Raw genomic sequence first — 18,404 nt, 5'->3', positions numbered from 1 at the left:
CAGCATGTGTAGCGCTATAACCGGCACCTTTTCGTCACGACAGGGCAAGGCAGGGCATCCTGCACTGATATGTGGGATGAAGGAAAACATGGTCCGGGTTTTGTTCGGGAATGACACAATGCAAGGCCACCAGTTCGGGCTGGCCCCGCAACGGGAAGGAGTCTGACATGGCAGCTTCAGATGTACTGGCAACGGCGCTTAATGGGGCCAATATTGCCTATCTTGCTGATCTGTATGCCCAGTGGGCCAAAGATCACAAAACAGTAGATCCCTCTTTTGATGAACTGTTCAGTTCTCTGGAAGAGGAAGAAGCCGCCGTCCTGAAAGACGCTGTGGGGCCTTCATGGGCACCCCGTGCTTCCATTATTACGGGTGACGAGCCAGAGTCCCCCGCAAAAGGGGCTAAAGCCAGTGCCGCAGGTGGTTTGGCTGCTGAAGACAGCTTGGCAATTGCGCGCCTTGTGCGGGCTTACCGGGAATATGGGCACCTTGAAGCCACCCTGGACCCGCTTGGCCTTAAAGTGCCTCAGCCCCGTAAGGAGCTTGCGCTCGCCACCTATGGTTTTGGCGATAAGGACCAGAATCGCGAGGTCTATATAGGCTCGCTGCTTCAACCTCTGCTTAAGGGGCCATCCGCCAAGATCAAGGACGTTGTTGCTGCCTTGCGCGGGGTTTATTGCCATACAATCGGCGCGGAATATCTCTATGCCCGCAACGAGGAGCAGCGTGAGTGGTTCCGCCAACGTCTTGAAGGCGATAACTGGCAGAAGGCTGTTACACCCGAAGAGCAGAAAGCCATTCTGAAGAACCTGACCGAAGCCGAGGGCTTTGAGTCCTTCTGTCAGAAACGGTATGTAGGTGCCAAACGGTTTGGGCTTGAAGGGGGGGAAATTTCCATTCCATCTCTTCACGCCATTATTGATCAGGGGGCCAGTCAGGGCGTCCGGTCTGTGACCATTGGCATGGCGCATCGTGGCCGCCTGAACACCTTGGTCAATGTGGTTCGCAAGCCCTATGTGGCCATTTTTAATGAATTTGCTGGCGGGTCTTTCAAACCGGATGATGTCGCAGGCTCAGGCGATGTGAAATATCATCTGGGTTCCTCAACTGATGTAGAAGTGGGCGGCCACTCCGTTCATATTTCTCTCCAGCCCAACCCGTCTCACCTTGAAGCGGTTGACCCGGTTGTGTGCGGCAAAGTGCGCGCCATTCAGGATGACACGGGCGATACGGAAAACCGCTCAGCGCACATGGGTATCGTAATCCATGGCGACGCAGCTTTTGCCGGTCAGGGCATTGTGTATGAGACATTCTCCATGTCTCAGCTCAAAGGGTACCGTACGGGTGGCACCATTCACATGGTGGTGAACAATCAGGTTGGGTTTACAACCAACCCGGAAAACGGTCATTCCGGCGTTTACGGAACAGATGTTGCCAAAGCCATTGAAGCGCCTGTGCTGCATGTGAATGGTGATGACGCAGAGGCGGTAATTTGCGCCTCCCGTCTGGCAGAAGATTACCGGCAGGCATTTGCCAGTGACATCGTGCTGGATATCGTCTGCTATCGTCGCCACGGGCACAATGAGACGGACGAACCAGCTTTTACACAGCCGGTTATGTATAAAGCCATTGCCGAGCATGAAACGCCCCACGCACTATATTCCAAGCGTCTTATTGCCGCAGGTGTGGTGACGGAAGATGATGTAAAAGCCCAGTGGGATGCCTTCTTTGAACGGCTGGATGCGGATTATAAAGCTGCACAGTCCTATAAAGTGAACAAGGCAGACTGGCTGGAGGGCGGCTGGTCCGGCCTGACAGCGCCAACCGGCAAGGTGGAAAGCGCCTACCCGGAAACAGGGATTGCACAGGATAAACTGAAAACCATTGGGGCAGCGCTGGCCACTGTTCCTGATGATTTTGACCTGAACTCAAAAATTGCCCGTCAGCTTAAAGCCAAAGCGGCTATGTTTGAGACTGGCGAAGGGTTTGACTGGGCCACGGGTGAAGCGCTGGGTTTTGGTTCCCTGCTGCTGGAAAACCACCGTGTGCGTCTGTCTGGTGAGGACTGCCAGCGTGGCACATTCAGCCAACGCCATGCCACACTGATTGATCAGACCAACCAGTCCCAGTACACGCCACTCAATCATATTCAGCCTGAGCAGGCAAAAATTGAAATCTGGAACTCGTTTCTTTCAGAGTACGGGGTGCTCGGGTTTGAATACGGATACTCGCTCCGTAACCCGCAAACCCTCGTGTTGTGGGAAGCTCAATTTGGTGACTTCTCCAACTGTGCACAGGTTATTATTGACCAGTTCATAGCCTCGGGTGAGACCAAATGGCTGCGTATGTCTGGCTTGGTCATGCTGTTGCCACACGGGTACGAAGGGCAGGGGCCGGAACATTCTTCTGCGCGTCTGGAACGCTATTTGCAGTTGTGTGCGGAAGACAACATGTTTGTCTGCAACATTACAACGCCAGCAAACTACTTCCATGCCCTGCGCCGCCAGTTGAAGCTGGATTATCGTAAGCCTTTGATCCTTATGGAGCCAAAGTCCCTGCTGCGTCATAAGCTGGCAGTCTCTGCTCTGACGGACTTTGGGCCTGGTACGCGCTTCCAGCCCGTGCTGGGAGAAATTGACGCTTTGGCTGCGGATGCCGAGATTGAACGTGTCGTGCTGTGTTCTGGCAAGGTCTATTATGACCTGCTGGCAGAACGGCGCGAGAAAGAGCTGAACAAGGTAGCCATCCTGCGTCTTGAGCAGCTTTATCCGTTCCCTGAAGCCGCCTTGGCTGCTGAACTGAAGCGCTACCCGAACGCACAGGTTGTGTGGTGTCAGGAAGAAACGGAAAACGGCGGAGCTTGGCACTTTGCTGACAGACGTATCGAAAAAGCGCTTGTTGCTGCCAAACATAAAGCAGGTCGTCCAGCTTATGTGGGTCGTGCTGCGGCCGCCAGCCCTGCAACGGGCCTTGCCCGTATTCATGCTGCGGAGCAGGCTGACCTTATTGCCAGAGCGTTGGGCGTGAAGAAAACAGACTGAAATACGAAACTATCTAAGCAGGTCATCCATGCTTGGAAAACGGGTGAGAAACGACAGGTGGGGTCTGGTGTATAAAACCCCACCGGTGCATGTTTGAAGAAAATGGGGATAGAGATGTCAGTCGAGATCAAGGTGCCGACACTAGGTGAAAGCGTTACCACTGCAACCATTGCTAAATGGCTGAAAAAAGCCGGTGATGCCGTAGCCGCGGATGAACCGATTGTTGAGCTTGAAACAGACAAGGTCAGCGTTGAAGTGTCTGCCCCGCAAGCTGGTGTGCTCGGCACGGCAGCCGTTAAGGAAGGGGATGAAGTGGAAGTTGGTGCGGTGCTGACAACCCTTGAACCCGGTGCCGGTGGCAACAAGCCTTCAGCACAGCCAGCGCCTGCTGAAAAAACGGCTGAAAAACAGGCTGCTCCAGCAGCACCGGCCCCTGCCGCTGCGCCAGCCGACAAAAAAGCAGCTCCGGCAATAGATGCCGCTGCCGCTCTCCCCGCAGCACGTAAACTTATGACGGAAAACAACCTGAGCGCAGATCAGGTTGGTCAGGGCTCAGGCCTGAACGGGCGCATCACGAAGGGTGATGTGCAAAGCTTCCTGTCTCAGCCTCCGGTAGCCCAGCAACAGGCGGCACCCAAACCCCCACGTAATGATGACCCACGTGAAGAGCGCGTGAAGATGACGCGCCTGCGCCGGACCATCGCCCGCCGCCTGAAAGACGCTCAGAACACTGCTGCTATTCTGACAACCTTTAACGAGGTTGACCTGTCCGCCGCTATGGAACTACGGGCAGAATATCAGGACTCATTCGTGAAAAAACACGGCGTGAAGCTGGGCTTTATGTCCATTTTCTCCCGCGCTGTTATTGCTGCGTTGAAAGAGTTTCCTGCCATCAACGCGGAAATTGACGGCGAGGACGTGATCTACCGTGACTATGTCAACCTTGGTATCGCCGTTGGCGGACCAAACGGGTTGGTGGTTCCAGTCATCCGTGATGCTGACAAACTTGGTTTTGCACAGATTGAAAAAGCCATTGGCGGTTTTGGTAAGGCAGCACGTGAAGGGACATTGAAGATTGATGACCTTTCCGGCGGCACCTTCTCCATTACCAACGGTGGTATCTATGGGTCTCTGCTGTCCACACCAATCCTGAATGCGCCGCAGTCCGGTATTCTGGGCATGCACTCCATTCAGGAACGCCCTGTAGCCGTAAAAGGGCAGGTTGTTATCCGTCCGATGATGTATATTGCGCTGTCTTATGACCACCGCATTGTGGACGGGAAAGAAGCAGTCAGCTTCCTAGTTCGTATTAAACAGAACGTGGAAGACCCACGCCGCCTTCTGATCGACGTCTGAGAGCCGGTGACAGGCGGGGGTGATCATGGCCCCGCCTGTTTTCTCTTATCTGACCCTGAACGCAAGCGAGACGAGATTCATGCCAATCGAAATTAAAGTACCTTCCCTTGGGGAAAGCGTGACCACAGCCACGGTCGGGAAATGGCTGAAACAGCCTGGTGATGCGGTCAAGGCAGATGAGCCACTGGTAGAACTGGAAACAGACAAGGTCAGTGTAGAAGTACCATCCCCTGCCGATGGCCGACTGGAAAGCCACGCCGTTGCGGAAGGCGATGAGGTTGATGTAGGCGCAGTTCTTGCTGTGTTGGAAAAAGGTGCAGCCGGAAACGCGGCAGGCGCAAAACCGGCAGCACAGGCTGCTCCTGCTAAAACGGACGCAAAGCCAGCAGAACCCCAAGCCAAAGCTGCACCCGCAGCAGAAGCTCCGAAAGAGACGGACTACGACGTTATTGTTATCGGGTCTGGCCCCGGTGGGTATGTTGGCGCCATTCGTGCCGCGCAGCTTGGCTTCAAGGTGGCTTGCGTTGAAAAACGCGCAACCCTTGGTGGCACATGCTTGAACGTGGGTTGCATTCCCTCCAAGGCACTCTTGCAGTCTTCTGAAAACTACCATGCAGCCGGCCATGATTTTGCAGCCCATGGCGTTGTGATTGATAGCGTGAAGCTGGACCTTGCAAAAATGCAGGCCCGCAAAAGTGATATTGTGGAAGCCAACACCAAAGGTGTTGAATATCTTTTCAAGAAAAACGGCATCACATGGCTTAAAGGCCACGGTAAGGTTGAAGGCACAGGCCGGATCACGGTTGATGGCAAGCCCGTTACGGCAAAACACATTATCATTGCGTCCGGCAGTGACAGTGCCAACCTTCCCGGTATTGAAATTGATGAGAAGGTTATTGTTACCTCCACAGGTGCGCTTGAGCTTTCAGCCGTACCAAAGCGGCTGGTGGTTATTGGCGGCGGTGTGATTGGCCTTGAACTTGGGAGCGTGTGGGGCCGCCTTGGAGCAGAGGTGACGGTTGTTGAGTTTCTTGACCGTCTGGTCCCCGGTACTGACAAGGAAGTTGCTACCCAGTTCCAGAAACTTCTGGTGAAACAGGGTTTCAAAATGAAGCTGGGTCATAAAGTGACCAAAGCCGAAAAAACCAAGACTGGCGTTACCCTGACGGTTGAGCCATCAGCCGGTGGGCAGGCCGAAACGCTTGAAGCTGACATTGTTCTGGTGGCAGTGGGCCGCACGGCCGCCAGCAAAAATATGGGCCTTGAAGAAGCCGGTATTGAGCTGGATAAGCGGGGCCGCATTGTTACAGATGCCCATTTTGCAACCAATGTACCCGGCATTTACGCCATTGGGGATGTGATTGCAGGCCCCATGCTGGCCCATAAAGCAGAAGAAGAAGGCGTTGCTCTGGCTGAAATTCTGGCAGGGCAGGCTGGGCATGTTAATTATGACGCCATCCCCGGCGTTATTTATACATGGCCGGAAGTTGCATCAGTCGGTCTGACAGAAGAGCAACTGAAGGAAAAAGGGACCGAGTACAAAACCGGTAAATTCCCTTTCATGGCAAACGGGCGTGCTCGGGCGCTGGGCATGACAGACGGATTTGTGAAGGTTCTGGCCTGTAAGAAAACAGACCGTGTACTGGGCGTGCATATCATTGGCCCCGCAGCGGGTGAATTGATTGCAGAGGCCACTATGGCGATAGAATTTGGCGCTTCTGCTGAAGATATTGGCCGCGTATGCCACGCGCATCCAACCTTGAGCGAAGCCGTGAAAGAAGCCGCTTTGGGGGCTGATGGCCGGTCACTGAATATTTGAAGATTTCCTTCTTAGGGGAAGGGGTGCCATAGTCTTCTGGCATGAATGACAGGAGTATATGGCGTGCACGGAGCAAAAGGTCCGATCTTGCTTTTTCTGGCGGGCAGTTTGCTCCTTGTGCCAGAACTCACTCAGGCGCAGGAGCAGGATACCTCTAAGGTTCTGCCACCTGTTGCCGATACTGCTGGGCACCAAGGGGCCGCAGCAGACAGGGAGGGGGCACCCTCTCCCGTTATTATTCCCGAATCGGTTACAGAGGCAGCGCCTGCGCTGCAAATTCCATCCCTTCCGATTTTGACGGAGGAGCAGGCGCGTGTGGAAGCCACAGTGCTCAACCACGCCTTCAGGCATGAAGTACCTGCTGCCGTTAAGGTGCCAACTGTGCGGAAAGAGGCATGGGTTGCCCTTGCCCAGAAGGAGTTGACGGAATCCGGCTATCCGCTTGACCGGCCTCAGGTTGTCGTTGGGGTTGATCGTAACCCGGCTGTGCAGCGGCTGTGCATTTTTCTAGCGTTGCCGCATAGTTCTGACTGGCAGGTCATAGGCAGTACAAAGGTCTCTACAGGCACAACAGGCCGGAAATTTTATTACATTACGCCTACGGGTGTTTTCCAGAATACTGCTGATATTCTTGGTTATCGTGCTTTGGGCACCAAGAATGAAAATGGTATTATGGGCAACGGCATCAAGGGTATGCGCGTGTGGGACTTCGGGTGGCAATGGGCCGAAAAAGGCTGGCTACCCAGCCGTGAAAAAGGGCAGATCCGGCTGGAGATGCACGCGACAGACCCCGTTTATTTGGAAAGCCGGTTAGGGCACACGGCGTCAGAAGGCTGCATTCGTATTCCGGCAGCTCTCAATGTATTTTTTGATAAGCATGGCCTGATTGATGCGGAATATGAGCGCATGTCAGCGATCGATGAGCGCTTCAAGGCGCTCCTGCGGCCTGACCGCACGCCATCTCCGCTGGCTGGGGCTACTGTCGTCGTGGTGGATACCGCAGATATGCCAGAGGTTATGAGTGTGAATACAGCAGATGCCAAGGCCACGACCAAACCGCATGGTGCGGCTTCAAGAGGTTAACAGTCTTGAGGCCGGGCTCCCCCACGTGCGGGGCCGGTTTTTTTCAGAAATGTGAACGGATATTTAAAGCTCAACAGGCAGTGAGAGGCAGGCATCCCGTAAGGAGAGTGGTATAACGGTAAGCAGGTGTTGTAACAGCACGCGTTTAGAGTACTTTCCCTTACCGGAGTTCCCGCTTCCATGACCCAGATCCAGCCTCAGGCTGACCAGTCTTTACTCAGCAGCCTTAACGCCATTGTTGGCAGCCATCATGTGCTGACGGGAGAGGCTGAGACGTATCGCTTCCGGCATGGTTTTCGGTTTGGCTCCGGGAATGTTCTGGCGGTTGTGCAGCCCGGCTCTTTGATTGAGCTATGGCGCGTGGCGCAGGCCTGCGTTCAGGCAGATAAAATTATCATTATGCAGGCGGCCAACACAGGGCTTACCGGTGGTTCAACGCCTGATGGCAACAACTATGACCGTGAGATTGTGTTGATCAGCACACTCAGGCTGACAGGGAGCCATCTGATTGGTGAGGGCAAACAGGTTGTCTGCTTGCCCGGTGCAACCTTGTATGAGCTTGAAAGCAAGCTGGCCGCCATAGGGCGTGAACCCCACTCTGTTATCGGGTCATCCTGCATTGGGGCTTCGGTGCTTGGGGGGATCAGCAATAACTCTGGCGGCGCACTGGTACAGCGTGGTCCGGCCTATACCGAGATGGCGGTTTTTGGGCAGGTGGGGGAAGATGGGCAGCTCCGTCTGGTCAACCATCTGGGCATTGATCTGGGCAATGACCCGGAAAGTATTCTTGCAAAATTGCAGGCTGGTACTTTCAGTGATGCCGATATCCAGTGGGATGCGGGGCATGGCCATGATGGCCATTATATTACCCACGTGCGTGATGTAGATGCCGATACACCGGCACGCTACAACGCTGACCCGGCACGTTGGCACGAGGCCGCAGGCTGTGCAGGCAAGCTGGTGGTGTTTGCCGTACGTCTGGATACGTTTCCTGCCAACAAGAACGCCGGCGTTTTCTATATTGGCACCAACAGCACAGATGAACTGGAGGATCTGCGTCGGCATGTTCTGACAGCGTTTGATGAACTGCCGATTGCTGGCGAGTATATGCACCGTGATGCGTTTAATATTGCGGAGAAATACGGCAAGGATACCTTTGCGATTATTCGCAAATTTGGCACGGCTTTCCTGCCCAAAATGTTTGCCATGAAATCCCGGTTGGATATTTTTACGAAAAAATTTGGGTTTCTGCCTGAAAACCTCAGTGATCGTATTATGCAGGCGTTCAGTGCCTTCATTCCTAACCAGCTGCCAGAACGGATGCTCGACTACCGTGATAAGTACGAGCATCACCTGATGCTTAAAGTGACGGAAACGCTTGCTCCTGCCATGCGCACCTATCTGGCTGACTATTTTGGCAACGTGTCTGGCGCATATTTTGAATGTACGGCCGATGAAGGGAGCCGCGCATTCCTGCATCGCTTTGCAGCGGCCGGGGCGGCTGTGCGGTATCGTGCCGTACATCACCGTGAGGCGGAAGATATTGTGGCGTTGGATGTGGCTCTACGGCGGAATGACCGTGAGTGGTTTGAAACATTGCCGCAGGAGATTGAAGACAAGATTATCGTCAAACTCTATTACGGTCATTTCCTGTGCCACGTCATGCATCAGGATTACGTCATTAAAAAAGGTTATAACGCCGTTGCTGTTGAGCACAGCATGCTGCCGGGGCTTGACCAGCGCGGAGCCCGTTACCCTGCGGAACATAATGTGGGGCATTTGTACGAGGCCCCAGAAGACATGCTGGCGCACTATCGTACACTGGACCCATGCAACTGCTTTAATCCCGGCATTGGGCAGGCAACCAAAAAGCGCAACTGGGTCGCGGAAAGCGTTTAAGCATTTCTTCCCGCTCCTTAGTTTTGGGGCGGGGATGCGGCAGCATAAAAAAAGCGTGCAAAGCGAAAGCCTTGCACGCTTTTTTATACTCAGAGTATTTCTACTTTTTCAGTAAGCGAAAGACAGTAGAAACAGTCAGGTTTTACAGGCCAGCAGGAACCTTGCCGCCGTTTTCAACCAGTTTCTGACGAACCTGTTTGATCAGCCAGATATTCATGGTTGCAGAATCATTGGTGTCACCGGTGTAACCCAGTTCACCAGCCAGCTTTTTACGAGAGTCGAGGGAGCTATCGAGGCCCAGCAGTTTCAGCAGGTCAACGATGGACTCTTTCCAGTTCAGGTTCTGGCCGTTTTTCGCAGCCATGTCAGCCAGAACGGCATCAATGTTTACTGGTGTGCCAGCTGGTGGGGTTGCTGCGGCGCCAGCGGATGCATCGGTAGGGACAGCAGCAGAGGCTACTGCTGCTGCGCCTGTTGTGCTGTCAGGTGTAGCTGCTTTTGCATGGTGGAAAATGGAAGACAGAATGGAGCCAAAAATGCTCATGCTCAAGTTCTCCTTGCTAATAGTACCCCAACATAGTGGCCAAAAAATATGGCGTAATGACGTCAGGGCTTGTGCGGGTTCAAGTATATAACACCGCCTAGGGTTGCATAGGATGAGAAATAAAAGTTTAAATTAACTTTGGTTAATCAAATAAGCTTTTTGGTTCTTATCTGTTTTTTGTATTTCTGAACAACACAGTTATATGCATTCTATCAATACATGCAGTTTATTTTGAATCTGCATCATAAAAAACGCAGGGCATGACGCCCTGCGTTCTTATCCAGCACGGTGCAAAAGCAGGCCGTGCCGGATGTTTTTTAGTAGCGGTATTCTTCGTGTTTGAACGGGCCGTTTACTGGCACGTCAATGTAGTCAGCCTGTGTCTGGCTCATTTTGCTCAGTTGTGCGCCAACTTTTGCAAGGTGCAGGGCTGCTACTTTTTCGTCCAGCTTCTTCGGCAGAGTGTAGACTTTAACGTCATACTTGCCAGCAGGTGCTGTCCACAGTTCGATCTGTGCCAGCGTCTGGTTGGTGAAGGAAGCAGACATCACGAAGGACGGGTGGCCTGTAGCATTGCCAAGGTTCACCAGACGGCCTTCTGACAGAACAATCAGGCGCTTGCCATCAGGGAAAACAACTTCATCAACCTGCGGTTTGATGTTGTCCCATGTGAAGTTACGCAGGCCGCCAATCTGAATTTCAGAGTCAAAATGGCCGATGTTGCACACAATGGCGCGGTTTTTCATGGCGCGCATGTGGTCAACCGTAATGACATCCACATTGCCTGTTGCTGTCACGAAGATATCGCCGCGTGGGGCTGCATCTTCCATGGTCACAACTTCATAGCCTTCCATGGCGGCCTGAAGGGCACAGATCGGGTCAACTTCGGTGACCAGAACGCGGCAACCAGCATTACGCAAGGAAGCGGCAGAGCCTTTGCCCACGTCACCATAACCAGCAACAACGGCAACCTTACCAGCCATCATGACGTCCGTGCCACGACGGATGGCGTCAACAAGGCTTTCACGGCAGCCATACAGGTTATCAAATTTGGATTTGGTAACGCTGTCGTTCACGTTGATGGCAGGAACCTTCAGCGTGCCTTTTTTCTGCATTTCCCACAGGCGATGTACACCTGTTGTGGTTTCTTCAGAAAGGCCTTTTACGTCAGCCAGCAGTTCTGGGTACTGGTCGTGCATCATGACCGTCAGGTCACCACCATCGTCCAGAATCATGTTGGGGGTCCAGCCGTCCGGACCTTTAATGGTCTGTTCAATGCACCAGTTGAACTCTTCTTCCGTCAGGCCTTTCCACGCAAATACGGGAATACCAGCAGCAGCAATGGCAGCCGCAGCATGGTCCTGCGTGGAGAAAATGTTGCAGGAAGACCAGCGAACCGTAGCACCCAGAGCGGTCAATGTTTCAATCAGAACAGCAGTCTGAATGGTCATGTGCAGGCAGCCTGCAATGCGCGCACCCTTAAGGGGCTGGCTTGCACCATATTCTTCGCGCAGAGCCATCAGGCCGGGCATTTCGCCTTCGGCAATGGAAATTTCCTTGCGGCCCCATTCTGCCAGGGAAAGGTCTTTTACCTTATAGTCAGTCATGTCTGTCCTGTATCTTATAGGTCGTAATGGTGCGTTTCTATACAGTGTGAGCGGCGTACAGGCCAGCTATAACCGGTCTGTTTCGTGTTTAATACGGGCTGCGGCTTGCATGGTAAGGTATTTTCTGGTCTGCAAAAGGCCTCCAAAGCATGCTGCAGAAAGGTCATAAGGCGCGGTCATGGCTGTTATTCGCTCATTTCTGTTCAATATTCTGGCATTCGCTCTCACGGTCGTCATGGGCATAGGGGCGTTCCCCATCCGCTGGTTTGCCCGCGGGCAAGCTCTGGCATACGCCAAGCTCTGGTCACGGTTGATGATCCAGCTTTTCAGCACGGTTTGCGGTGTGCGGGTGCAGATTAGCGGGCAGGAGAGGCTTGCCAAACTTAACGGACCATTCCTCATCGCTTCTCAGCATCAGTCGGCCTTTGATACCCTTATCTGGATGCTGCTGGTGCCTCGCCCATCTTACGTCATGAAAGGTGAGTTGCGGCGTATTCCGCTTCTGGGGCCTATGCTTATTCTGGCAGGCATGATGCCCATTGAAAGAGCCGATGGTGCAAAGGCTCTCCGTGCTTTGTTGCAGGAGACGGAGAAGGCAGCACAGGCTGGCAAACAGATCATTATTTTCCCGGAAGGCACACGCGCAGCGCCCGGGGAGCATGTGTCCCTTAAACCGGGCATTGCTGCCATGGCCGCCCATACGAGCCTGCCAGTTGTGCCGGTTGCTACCAACTCCGGCCGTTTCTGGGGCCGGAATGCTTTTTTCAAAAGGTCAGGTGTCCTGCACGTGGTTATTGGGGAGCCATTGGCCCCCGCAAGCCGTAAAGTGCTGCTTCCTCAAATTGAAGCTGCATGGCGCACCTTGGAAAAGCAGATAGGCTGATAAGCATGTTACGCATTAAGGGGGCGGTGTCTTCGTGCGTGGGGTGTGGATAAGTATGTGGATCTCGTGTCTCTTTATTTGTGTCGTTACTGTTCTGATTGATGTCTTTTGTAACAATTACATAAAAATGACATAAAACAGCTTGGTTTTGGGTTGGGGTGTGCTTTTCCGCCTTCCTCAAAAGTCATTTAAAAATAAAGAGTTGTTAAGTTTTTCATTGGGTGAGTTTGATCGTGTATGTATAATGAATATTTTCTTAAACATGTTGGATCTTAACATCCCGCTCTGGCGAATATGTGTGGATAAAACGACCACTCTTAAACAGAGTGAGTAGGAAACATGCTTTTAGGAAGACGAAAAAACCAGTGAGAATGCCACGGCGCTTATGGTGTGCAGTAACGGGCTCCCTCCTGCTGTATGCAGCTTGGTGGGGGAGTGCTGCCGTGTATGCATCCCATCTATCCGCGTCATTACAAGTGCGGTCTGGGTGCACTCTTACGTCTGCCAGCCAGAAATGGCACTATACTCTTTGGGCTGTGCGGCAGGTTTACACAGGCGCGGTTTTAACCTGCTCCGCAGGAGCAATACCGCTCTCTCAAATTTCTTTGGCGCAGGGTGAGGTGGAACTTGCTGCGTGGCATCCGCTCTCCCTGCATCTTCAGGTGATGGGTGGGCTTGCGTTGGGCACTCGGAACCGGACTGTGCTCCACGCAGGGGGCGCGCCTTTTACGGTTTCATTGCCGCTGTGGTCGCGCAGTGTTGGGCAGAAGGTTGGCTTCTGGGCTGATTTTATCAAAGTTTCCGCGGCAGAGGGGCGGTTGGCCCCCTACAGTCTGGTCCTGACTCACCTTGCTGGTACGCTGCGATGGAACGCTCAGGCAGATGCTCAGGCCAGTCTTCTGGGGGTAGCCATAACGGCAGATCAGGCGGCGCTCATGCCGTTGTCCCAAAGCCTATCAAATGTTGCGGTGGTGGTTTCTGTGCCCGGCACCGTTGCTGACCGGAGTGTTCTATGGTCGCACCTGCTCAGCAATGCAGGATTGGACGATACGGGCAGCCCAAAGCAGGGTGATGTGTTGCCGGATGCACAGAGAGCGCCAGATGTTCTGGTGCAGAGCATCACTGGCCAGTGGCGCGGCTTGCATCTGGCGTGGTCTGCACGGCTTACATTTGTCCCTGCATACGGGTTGGAGGGACAAAGTTGGCTGACAGTTGCGCACTGGCAGGACTTTCTCCAGAAGCTGGAGCAGGATAAGGCCCTACCGCCAGAGAAAATCCAGTACGTGGAAGAAATAAGGAAGAAACTCTTTCCATCCCTCATGACCGACAGCTCGGTTACCCTTCCTGTGCCGGTCAGGGGTTGGTAAGGCGTTTAGACTTCTGTTGCATCAAGTCTGGCAACGCTATCGGGCGTGATATCGGCAATAGTGCTGGCTCCCATCAGCGTCATGGCAACCCGAAGCTCTTTTTCCATCAGGGACAAAACATTTTCCACACCCTTCTGGCCGTCAGCGGCCAAAGCATAGACAAACGCGCGGCCCAGCAGAACGGCATCAGCGCCTAAAGCAATCATGCGGGCAATATCCAACCCGGACCGAATGCCGGAGTCTGCCAGAATTTTCAGTTTGCCTTTGACCGCTTTGGTGATGGGGGGAAGCGCGCGGCAACTGGACAGCACACCATCCAATTGTCGGCCACCGTGATTGGAGACAACAATGCCATCGGCACCAAAGGTAACGGCATCCTTGGCATCTTGTGGGTCCAGAATGCCTTTTATGATCATGGGGCCGTTCCAGAACTCTCTGATCCATTCAAGGTCTTTCCAACCAATGGATGGGTCAAAGTTGCCAGCCAACCAACCGATGTAATCTTCCAGCTTGGTGGGGCTGCCCCGATAGACGGAAATATTGCCCAGATCATGCGGGCGGCCCAGCAGCCCGACATCCCACGCCCATTGAGGGTGTGTTATAGCCTGCGCATAGCGCCGGAGGGACGCATAAGGGCCAGACATGCCAGAATGGGCATCCCGGTATCTGGCACCCGGTGTGGGCATATCTACGGTAAAGACCAGCGTTGTAATGCCCGCAGCTTTGGCGCGTTCCAGAACGTTTTTCATAAACCCACGGTCTTTGAGCACATAAAGCTGAAACCAGATGGGGGCGGAAGATCGTTTTTGCACTTCCTCAATGGGGCACACTGATACTGTGGATAACGTGAAGGGTATGCCCGTTTTTGCGGCGGCGCGTGCGGCCTGTACTTCACCCCGCCGTGCATACATGCCAGTCAAACCAACGGGTGCCAGTGCGGCGGGAAAAGCGAACTTGCGGCCAAACAGTTCTGTATCCGTGCGAAGGTTGGAGACATTCCGCAAAATAAGCTGCCGTAACGCCAAATCAGCCAGATCAGACACATTGCGCTGCATGGTCCGTTCTGCGTACGCCCCACCATCGATATAGTGAAATAGAAAAGGCGGTAGCTTGCGGCGTGCGGCTTCCCGGTAATCGGTTGGGGCAGAGATAATCATTGGCGGTCTCCTGACGTAAGGCTGTGTTCTTCAGCTTTATGGCACGTTATAACAATAATGCCATCTTAAATAATAACGACTCTCATTTGCAAAAAATGATGATTATTTTGTAGTGCTGGGCCGGTGGCTCAAGAAAAAAAGACTTTGCGCTATATCCCCCCTGGGGGTATATTTTGCGCCGTGATCAAAGAGTTGCTCATTCGGAAATGCAGGGTGTGATGCCACAGCGTTCGGCCAGAAAATGGATAGGTCTGATAGCCTGTATGTTTATGCAGGTTGGGCTTTTTATGGCCATCGTTCCTGCACGGGCTCAGCACGCCCCTATGCTTGGCCTTTCTCACACTCGCTCGGCCGTGCAGCATGAGCTTTGCAGTACGCTGAATAATGTAAAGAGGCATCCAGCACACCAACATTCATCACATGGGGCCGCAGGGCCACAAGGTGATGCCTGCTGTCACATCCATCAGTTATTGTCAGACAGCGCAGTCCAGCCGGTGGCGCAGCAGGAGGTGCCTTCGTTAGGCATTGGGGCGCGTCTGTTTTTTTTCGTGTCGGATTTTGGCCTTCGGGGGGCTGCCCGCTCGCCGTTGCTCAGGCCGCCCAGACTCCAAACCGTCTAAGCGCATAATTTTGTGAGGGTGATGCCCCTATAAGGCGCACCCCGTAACGCTCAGCACGTTTGGATATTTTACATGACCAGTTCGTCTCTTGTCCGAGGCGGCCTCACGCGTCGACATTTTGTGGCGGGTGCAGGTGCTTTGGGCGCTTGGGCGTCTCATACTCGTCCGGGGTATGCGGCTGCACCGCCTTCAGGTGTTGTGCCTCAGTCTTCTTCCGCTGTGTGGAACCTGACTGTTGGCCGCAAACGGACCGAAATTGACTCCAAAGTTCTGCACGCCCCCTGTGTTGAGGGCTCGGTGCCTGGCCCTATTTTACGGTGGCGGCAAGGTGATGTGGTAGAGGTGACGGTTACCAATACCTTAAAAGATGAAGCCACCTCCATCCACTGGCACGGCATTCGGCTCCCGTCCGATATGGACGGTGTGCCGGGGTTAAGCTTTTCAGGCATTCCACCGGGCGGCCAGTTTACGTATCGTTTCCGGCTGCATCAGAGCGGGACTTACTGGTACCATAGTCACTCAGGCATGCAGGAAGCTCAGGGATTTTACGGTGCTATTGTGGTTGACCCGCTTAGCCCAGATCCTAATGCCTGTGCGCGGGATTACGTTATTCTGCTGTCTGAATGGACGGATGTGTCCCCCACGGACATGATCAGCAATCTGAAGATGCAATCAGATTATTATGTGTTCAAGCAGAGAACTGCGGCGTCTTTTCCCAAGGAAGCTAGGCAGGCAGGTAGCGCCCTCAAAGCCCTGAAAGACCGGCTTACCTGGTCCCGTATGCGTATGGCCGCGACAGATATTTCTGATGTCACAGGTATTATTTATACCTACCTTCTTAACGGTAACTCTCCGGGCATGAACTGGAGCGGTTTGTTTACCCCCGGTGAAAAAGTACGTCTGCGGTTTATCAATGCGTCTTCCATGACGTTGTTTGACGTACGTATTCCCGGCCTTGAAATGCTGGTGGTGCAAGCGGATGGCAATGATGTGGAGCCTGTGCCGATTGATGAATTCCGGATTGGTGTCGCCGAAACATATGATGTGATCGTGCAACCCAAAGAGGACAAAGCCTACACCATTTTTGCACAAAGTGAGGACAGAACAGGGTTTGCTCGCGGTACGCTAACCCCGCGGGAAGGGCTGTCAGCGCCTGTCCCGCCCATGGACCCACGGCCCGTGCGGACTATGGTGGATATGGGGATGGGTGACATGAAGCCGGGTGAGTCTATGGACCATATGGCCATGCCTCACGACCATAGCATGATGGCAGGGTCGGAGCATGATATGGCGGAAATGCCGGGAATGGCCGGGCACAGTATGGCGCATATGCATGCCAGCATGAGCAAGCCTGCGTTAGAGGTTGATGACCCCGGGCCACCACGCCTTAATGTTGAAAATCAGAATATCGCAGTCATGCCGATTGATCGGTTGGGCAGCCCCGGCGATGGTCTGGAAAATAATGGCCGCCGTGTGCTGACCTACAAACAGCTTCGTGCTACCAGAAAAGGGGCCGACTTACGTCCACCATCGCGTGAGATTATTATGCATCTTACCGGCAATATGGAGCGCTATATCTGGGGTTTTAATGGGCGCAAATATTCAGAGTCCGGACCGATACGCCTTAAAAAGGGAGAGCGCGTCCGTTTTACCCTCATTAACGATACGATGATGGAGCACCCCATTCATCTGCACGGGTTATGGAGTGAGTTGGAAAACGGGCAGGGAGATTATCGTCCCTATAAGCATACTATCATTTCGCAGCCGGGATCTCGCCTTAGCTATCTGGTTACGGCAGATGTGCCGGGAAACTGGGCCTACCATTGTCATCTCATGCTCCACATGGATCTGGGCATGTTTCGTACGGTGATTGTGGAATGAAGGCGTTTTTTGCAGCACTCAGTGCCGTGGGCTGCGTGCTGGCGGTGCCAGCGCAAGCCCAGTCCCAGTCCCAGTCCCAGTCAGCCTCTCCCATATATCATGCAGCGGATGCGCCAACGGGCAAACCTGCGGTCATTATGGGCTCCATGCAGCCGGTTATGGATCAAGGTACGTATTTTCATGGCATTCTGAATGCGTTGGAAGGGCGATATAACAGCACGGGAACAGACCTGAGGTGGGATGGTGAAGGCTGGTACGGCACAGACTACAATAAGCTGTGGCTTAAAAGTGAAGGCACGCTGGAACGCGGCCGTTTAACCGATGGTCAGCATGAGGCACTTTATAGCCGTGCCGTTTCCACCTATTTTGACGTGCAGGCTGGTGTGCGGGTTGATCTGGATGACGGGCCAACACGAACATGGGGCGCGTTGGGCATACAGGGCTTGGCGCTTTATCAGTTTGAAGTACAGGCTACTGCATATGTCAGCGATCGCGGGCGCTTTGCTGCGCGGGCCGAAGGGTCTTACGATTTTTTGCTGACCAACCGTCTTATTCTTCAGCCGCAGGCAGAGCTCAATTTTTACACCAAGTCTGATGCAGGGCGACAGGTTGGGGCTGGTGTGTCGGAAATTGATACAGGTTTGCGGCTACGGTACGAGTTGTGGCGCAAATTTGCTCCCTATGTAGCTGTGACATACGCGGGATACCTTGCTCAGGCGCGTCATATTGCCCACGCTCAAGGAGAAGATACGGGTTCTGTTCGCTTTACACTTGGGGTGAGAAGCTGGTTCTGATCATGAAAAATAGGGGAAAAAGAATGAAAATGCATTATTCTGTCTGTGTTTTTACGCTTCTTCTGGCGGCATCTCCTGTCTACGCAGCACAGGGGCAAAAACAGACAACCACAACAGACCCAATGGCTGGATTAAGCATGGACCAGCAAATGGCAGTGTGTGAAAGCCTGAAACAGGCAGAGCAACAGAACAAAAAACTGGATGCGAAAGCCAGAAGTCAGTTGGAGGTCTGCCACAAAATGGATGCCTCCATGCAGCAGGATACAACGGAAGCACCCGCAGCCACACTCGACCGCTAAGAGCCCTTTTGGAAATTCACGGATGAGCGTTTCGGCGTAGCATGAGGCTTCCCA

The 18,404-nt window shown here is 53.5% G+C and carries 13 protein-coding genes; 10 read left to right on the top strand and 3 right to left on the bottom strand.

Annotated features, from left to right (window positions below; genetic code table 11):
• Positions 1-167 precede the first annotated feature (167 nt).
• The 5 genes from ACTIDN_RS08495 (at position 168) to dld (ending at position 9,198) form a co-directional block, all read left to right on the top strand.
• A complete protein-coding gene (locus ACTIDN_RS08495) occupies positions 168-3,041 on the top strand; it encodes a 2-oxoglutarate dehydrogenase E1 component (RefSeq protein ID WP_441376706.1) in 2,874 nt (957 codons plus the stop codon).
• 114 nt (positions 3,042-3,155) lie between these two features.
• A complete protein-coding gene (gene odhB / locus ACTIDN_RS08490) occupies positions 3,156-4,397 on the top strand; it encodes a 2-oxoglutarate dehydrogenase complex dihydrolipoyllysine-residue succinyltransferase (RefSeq protein WP_415508737.1) in 1,242 nt (413 codons plus the stop codon).
• Between the two features lie 79 nt (positions 4,398-4,476).
• Positions 4,477-6,216, top strand: coding sequence for a dihydrolipoyl dehydrogenase (gene lpdA / locus ACTIDN_RS08485; RefSeq protein WP_441376733.1), 1,740 nt, complete (start codon positions 4,477-4,479; stop codon positions 6,214-6,216).
• Positions 6,217-6,261: 45 nt separating this feature from the next.
• Positions 6,262-7,299, top strand: a complete 1,038-nt coding sequence (locus tag ACTIDN_RS08480; RefSeq protein ID WP_441376705.1) for a L,D-transpeptidase — start codon at positions 6,262-6,264, stop codon at positions 7,297-7,299.
• Positions 7,300-7,479: 180 nt separating this feature from the next.
• Positions 7,480-9,198, top strand: coding sequence for a D-lactate dehydrogenase (dld, locus tag ACTIDN_RS08475; protein WP_441376704.1), 1,719 nt, complete (start codon positions 7,480-7,482; stop codon positions 9,196-9,198).
• A 142-nt stretch (positions 9,199-9,340) separates the two neighbouring features.
• On the opposite strand, the gene ACTIDN_RS08470 is transcribed toward dld, so the two are convergent.
• On the bottom strand, positions 9,341-9,742 hold the full coding sequence (locus ACTIDN_RS08470; RefSeq protein ID WP_441376703.1) for a DUF3597 domain-containing protein: 402 nt from the start codon (positions 9,740-9,742) through the stop codon (positions 9,341-9,343).
• A gap of 317 nt (positions 9,743-10,059) precedes the next feature.
• On the bottom strand, positions 10,060-11,349 hold the full coding sequence (gene ahcY / locus ACTIDN_RS08465) for an adenosylhomocysteinase (protein WP_441376702.1): 1,290 nt from the start codon (positions 11,347-11,349) through the stop codon (positions 10,060-10,062).
• A 178-nt stretch (positions 11,350-11,527) separates the two neighbouring features.
• Here ahcY and ACTIDN_RS08460 point away from each other — a divergent pair, with 178 nt between their 5' ends.
• Together ACTIDN_RS08460 and ACTIDN_RS08455 are read left to right on the top strand one after the other, a co-directional pair.
• Entirely contained in the window at positions 11,528-12,232 is a 705-nt protein-coding gene (locus tag ACTIDN_RS08460) for a lysophospholipid acyltransferase family protein (protein WP_441376701.1), read from the top strand.
• Between the two features lie 371 nt (positions 12,233-12,603).
• Positions 12,604-13,599: a DUF2125 domain-containing protein gene (locus tag ACTIDN_RS08455; protein ID WP_441376700.1), complete on the top strand. Its 996-nt coding sequence runs from the start codon at positions 12,604-12,606 to the stop codon at positions 13,597-13,599.
• Positions 13,600-13,604: 5 nt separating this feature from the next.
• Here ACTIDN_RS08455 and lldD read toward each other — a convergent pair whose 3' ends face one another.
• Entirely contained in the window at positions 13,605-14,756 is a 1,152-nt protein-coding gene (lldD, locus tag ACTIDN_RS08450) for an FMN-dependent L-lactate dehydrogenase LldD (RefSeq protein ID WP_441376699.1), read from the bottom strand.
• Between the two features lie 692 nt (positions 14,757-15,448).
• On the opposite strand from lldD, the gene ACTIDN_RS08445 reads away from it, so the two are divergent.
• Genes ACTIDN_RS08445 through ACTIDN_RS08435 form a run of 3 tightly spaced genes read left to right on the top strand, consistent with a single transcriptional unit; the run spans position 15,449 to position 18,350 of the window.
• A complete protein-coding gene (locus ACTIDN_RS08445; RefSeq protein ID WP_441376698.1) occupies positions 15,449-17,257 on the top strand; it encodes a copper resistance system multicopper oxidase in 1,809 nt (602 codons plus the stop codon).
• The gene (locus ACTIDN_RS08440; RefSeq protein ID WP_441376697.1) at positions 17,254-18,051 is read left to right on the top strand and encodes a copper resistance protein B; all 798 of its coding nucleotides are present in this window, start codon (positions 17,254-17,256) and stop codon (positions 18,049-18,051) included. Before ACTIDN_RS08445 ends, ACTIDN_RS08440 begins: the two co-directional genes overlap by 4 nt.
• A 29-nt stretch (positions 18,052-18,080) precedes the next feature.
• The gene (locus ACTIDN_RS08435) at positions 18,081-18,350 is read left to right on the top strand and encodes a hypothetical protein (protein WP_441376696.1); all 270 of its coding nucleotides are present in this window, start codon (positions 18,081-18,083) and stop codon (positions 18,348-18,350) included.
• Positions 18,351-18,404: the final 54 nt, after the last annotated feature.

Origin of the sequence: Acetobacter sp. (assembly GCF_052102375.1) — a bacterium.
Taxonomy (GTDB): domain Bacteria; phylum Pseudomonadota; class Alphaproteobacteria; order Acetobacterales; family Acetobacteraceae; genus Acetobacter.
The sequence above is the reverse complement of the archived record's forward strand: the minus strand, read 5'-3'. Positions and strand labels throughout refer to the sequence as shown.

Coding starts and splice junctions, on each gene's coding strand:
- ahcY (WP_441376702.1), bottom strand. CDS start 11,349: ATGACTGACTATAAGGTAAAAGACCTTTCCCTGGCAGAATGGGGCCGC.
- lpdA (WP_441376733.1), top strand. CDS start 4,477: ATGCCAATCGAAATTAAAGTACCTTCCCTTGGGGAAAGCGTGACCACA.
- ACTIDN_RS08460 (WP_441376701.1), top strand. CDS start 11,528: ATGGCTGTTATTCGCTCATTTCTGTTCAATATTCTGGCATTCGCTCTC.
- lldD (WP_441376699.1), bottom strand. CDS start 14,756: ATGATTATCTCTGCCCCAACCGATTACCGGGAAGCCGCACGCCGCAAG.
- ACTIDN_RS08470 (WP_441376703.1), bottom strand. CDS start 9,742: ATGAGCATTTTTGGCTCCATTCTGTCTTCCATTTTCCACCATGCAAAA.
- odhB (WP_415508737.1), top strand. CDS start 3,156: ATGTCAGTCGAGATCAAGGTGCCGACACTAGGTGAAAGCGTTACCACT.
- ACTIDN_RS08455 (WP_441376700.1), top strand. CDS start 12,604: ATGCCACGGCGCTTATGGTGTGCAGTAACGGGCTCCCTCCTGCTGTAT.
- ACTIDN_RS08435 (WP_441376696.1), top strand. CDS start 18,081: ATGCATTATTCTGTCTGTGTTTTTACGCTTCTTCTGGCGGCATCTCCT.
- ACTIDN_RS08445 (WP_441376698.1), top strand. CDS start 15,449: ATGACCAGTTCGTCTCTTGTCCGAGGCGGCCTCACGCGTCGACATTTT.
- dld (WP_441376704.1), top strand. CDS start 7,480: ATGACCCAGATCCAGCCTCAGGCTGACCAGTCTTTACTCAGCAGCCTT.
- ACTIDN_RS08495 (WP_441376706.1), top strand. CDS start 168: ATGGCAGCTTCAGATGTACTGGCAACGGCGCTTAATGGGGCCAATATT.
- ACTIDN_RS08440 (WP_441376697.1), top strand. CDS start 17,254: ATGAAGGCGTTTTTTGCAGCACTCAGTGCCGTGGGCTGCGTGCTGGCG.
- ACTIDN_RS08480 (WP_441376705.1), top strand. CDS start 6,262: ATGACAGGAGTATATGGCGTGCACGGAGCAAAAGGTCCGATCTTGCTT.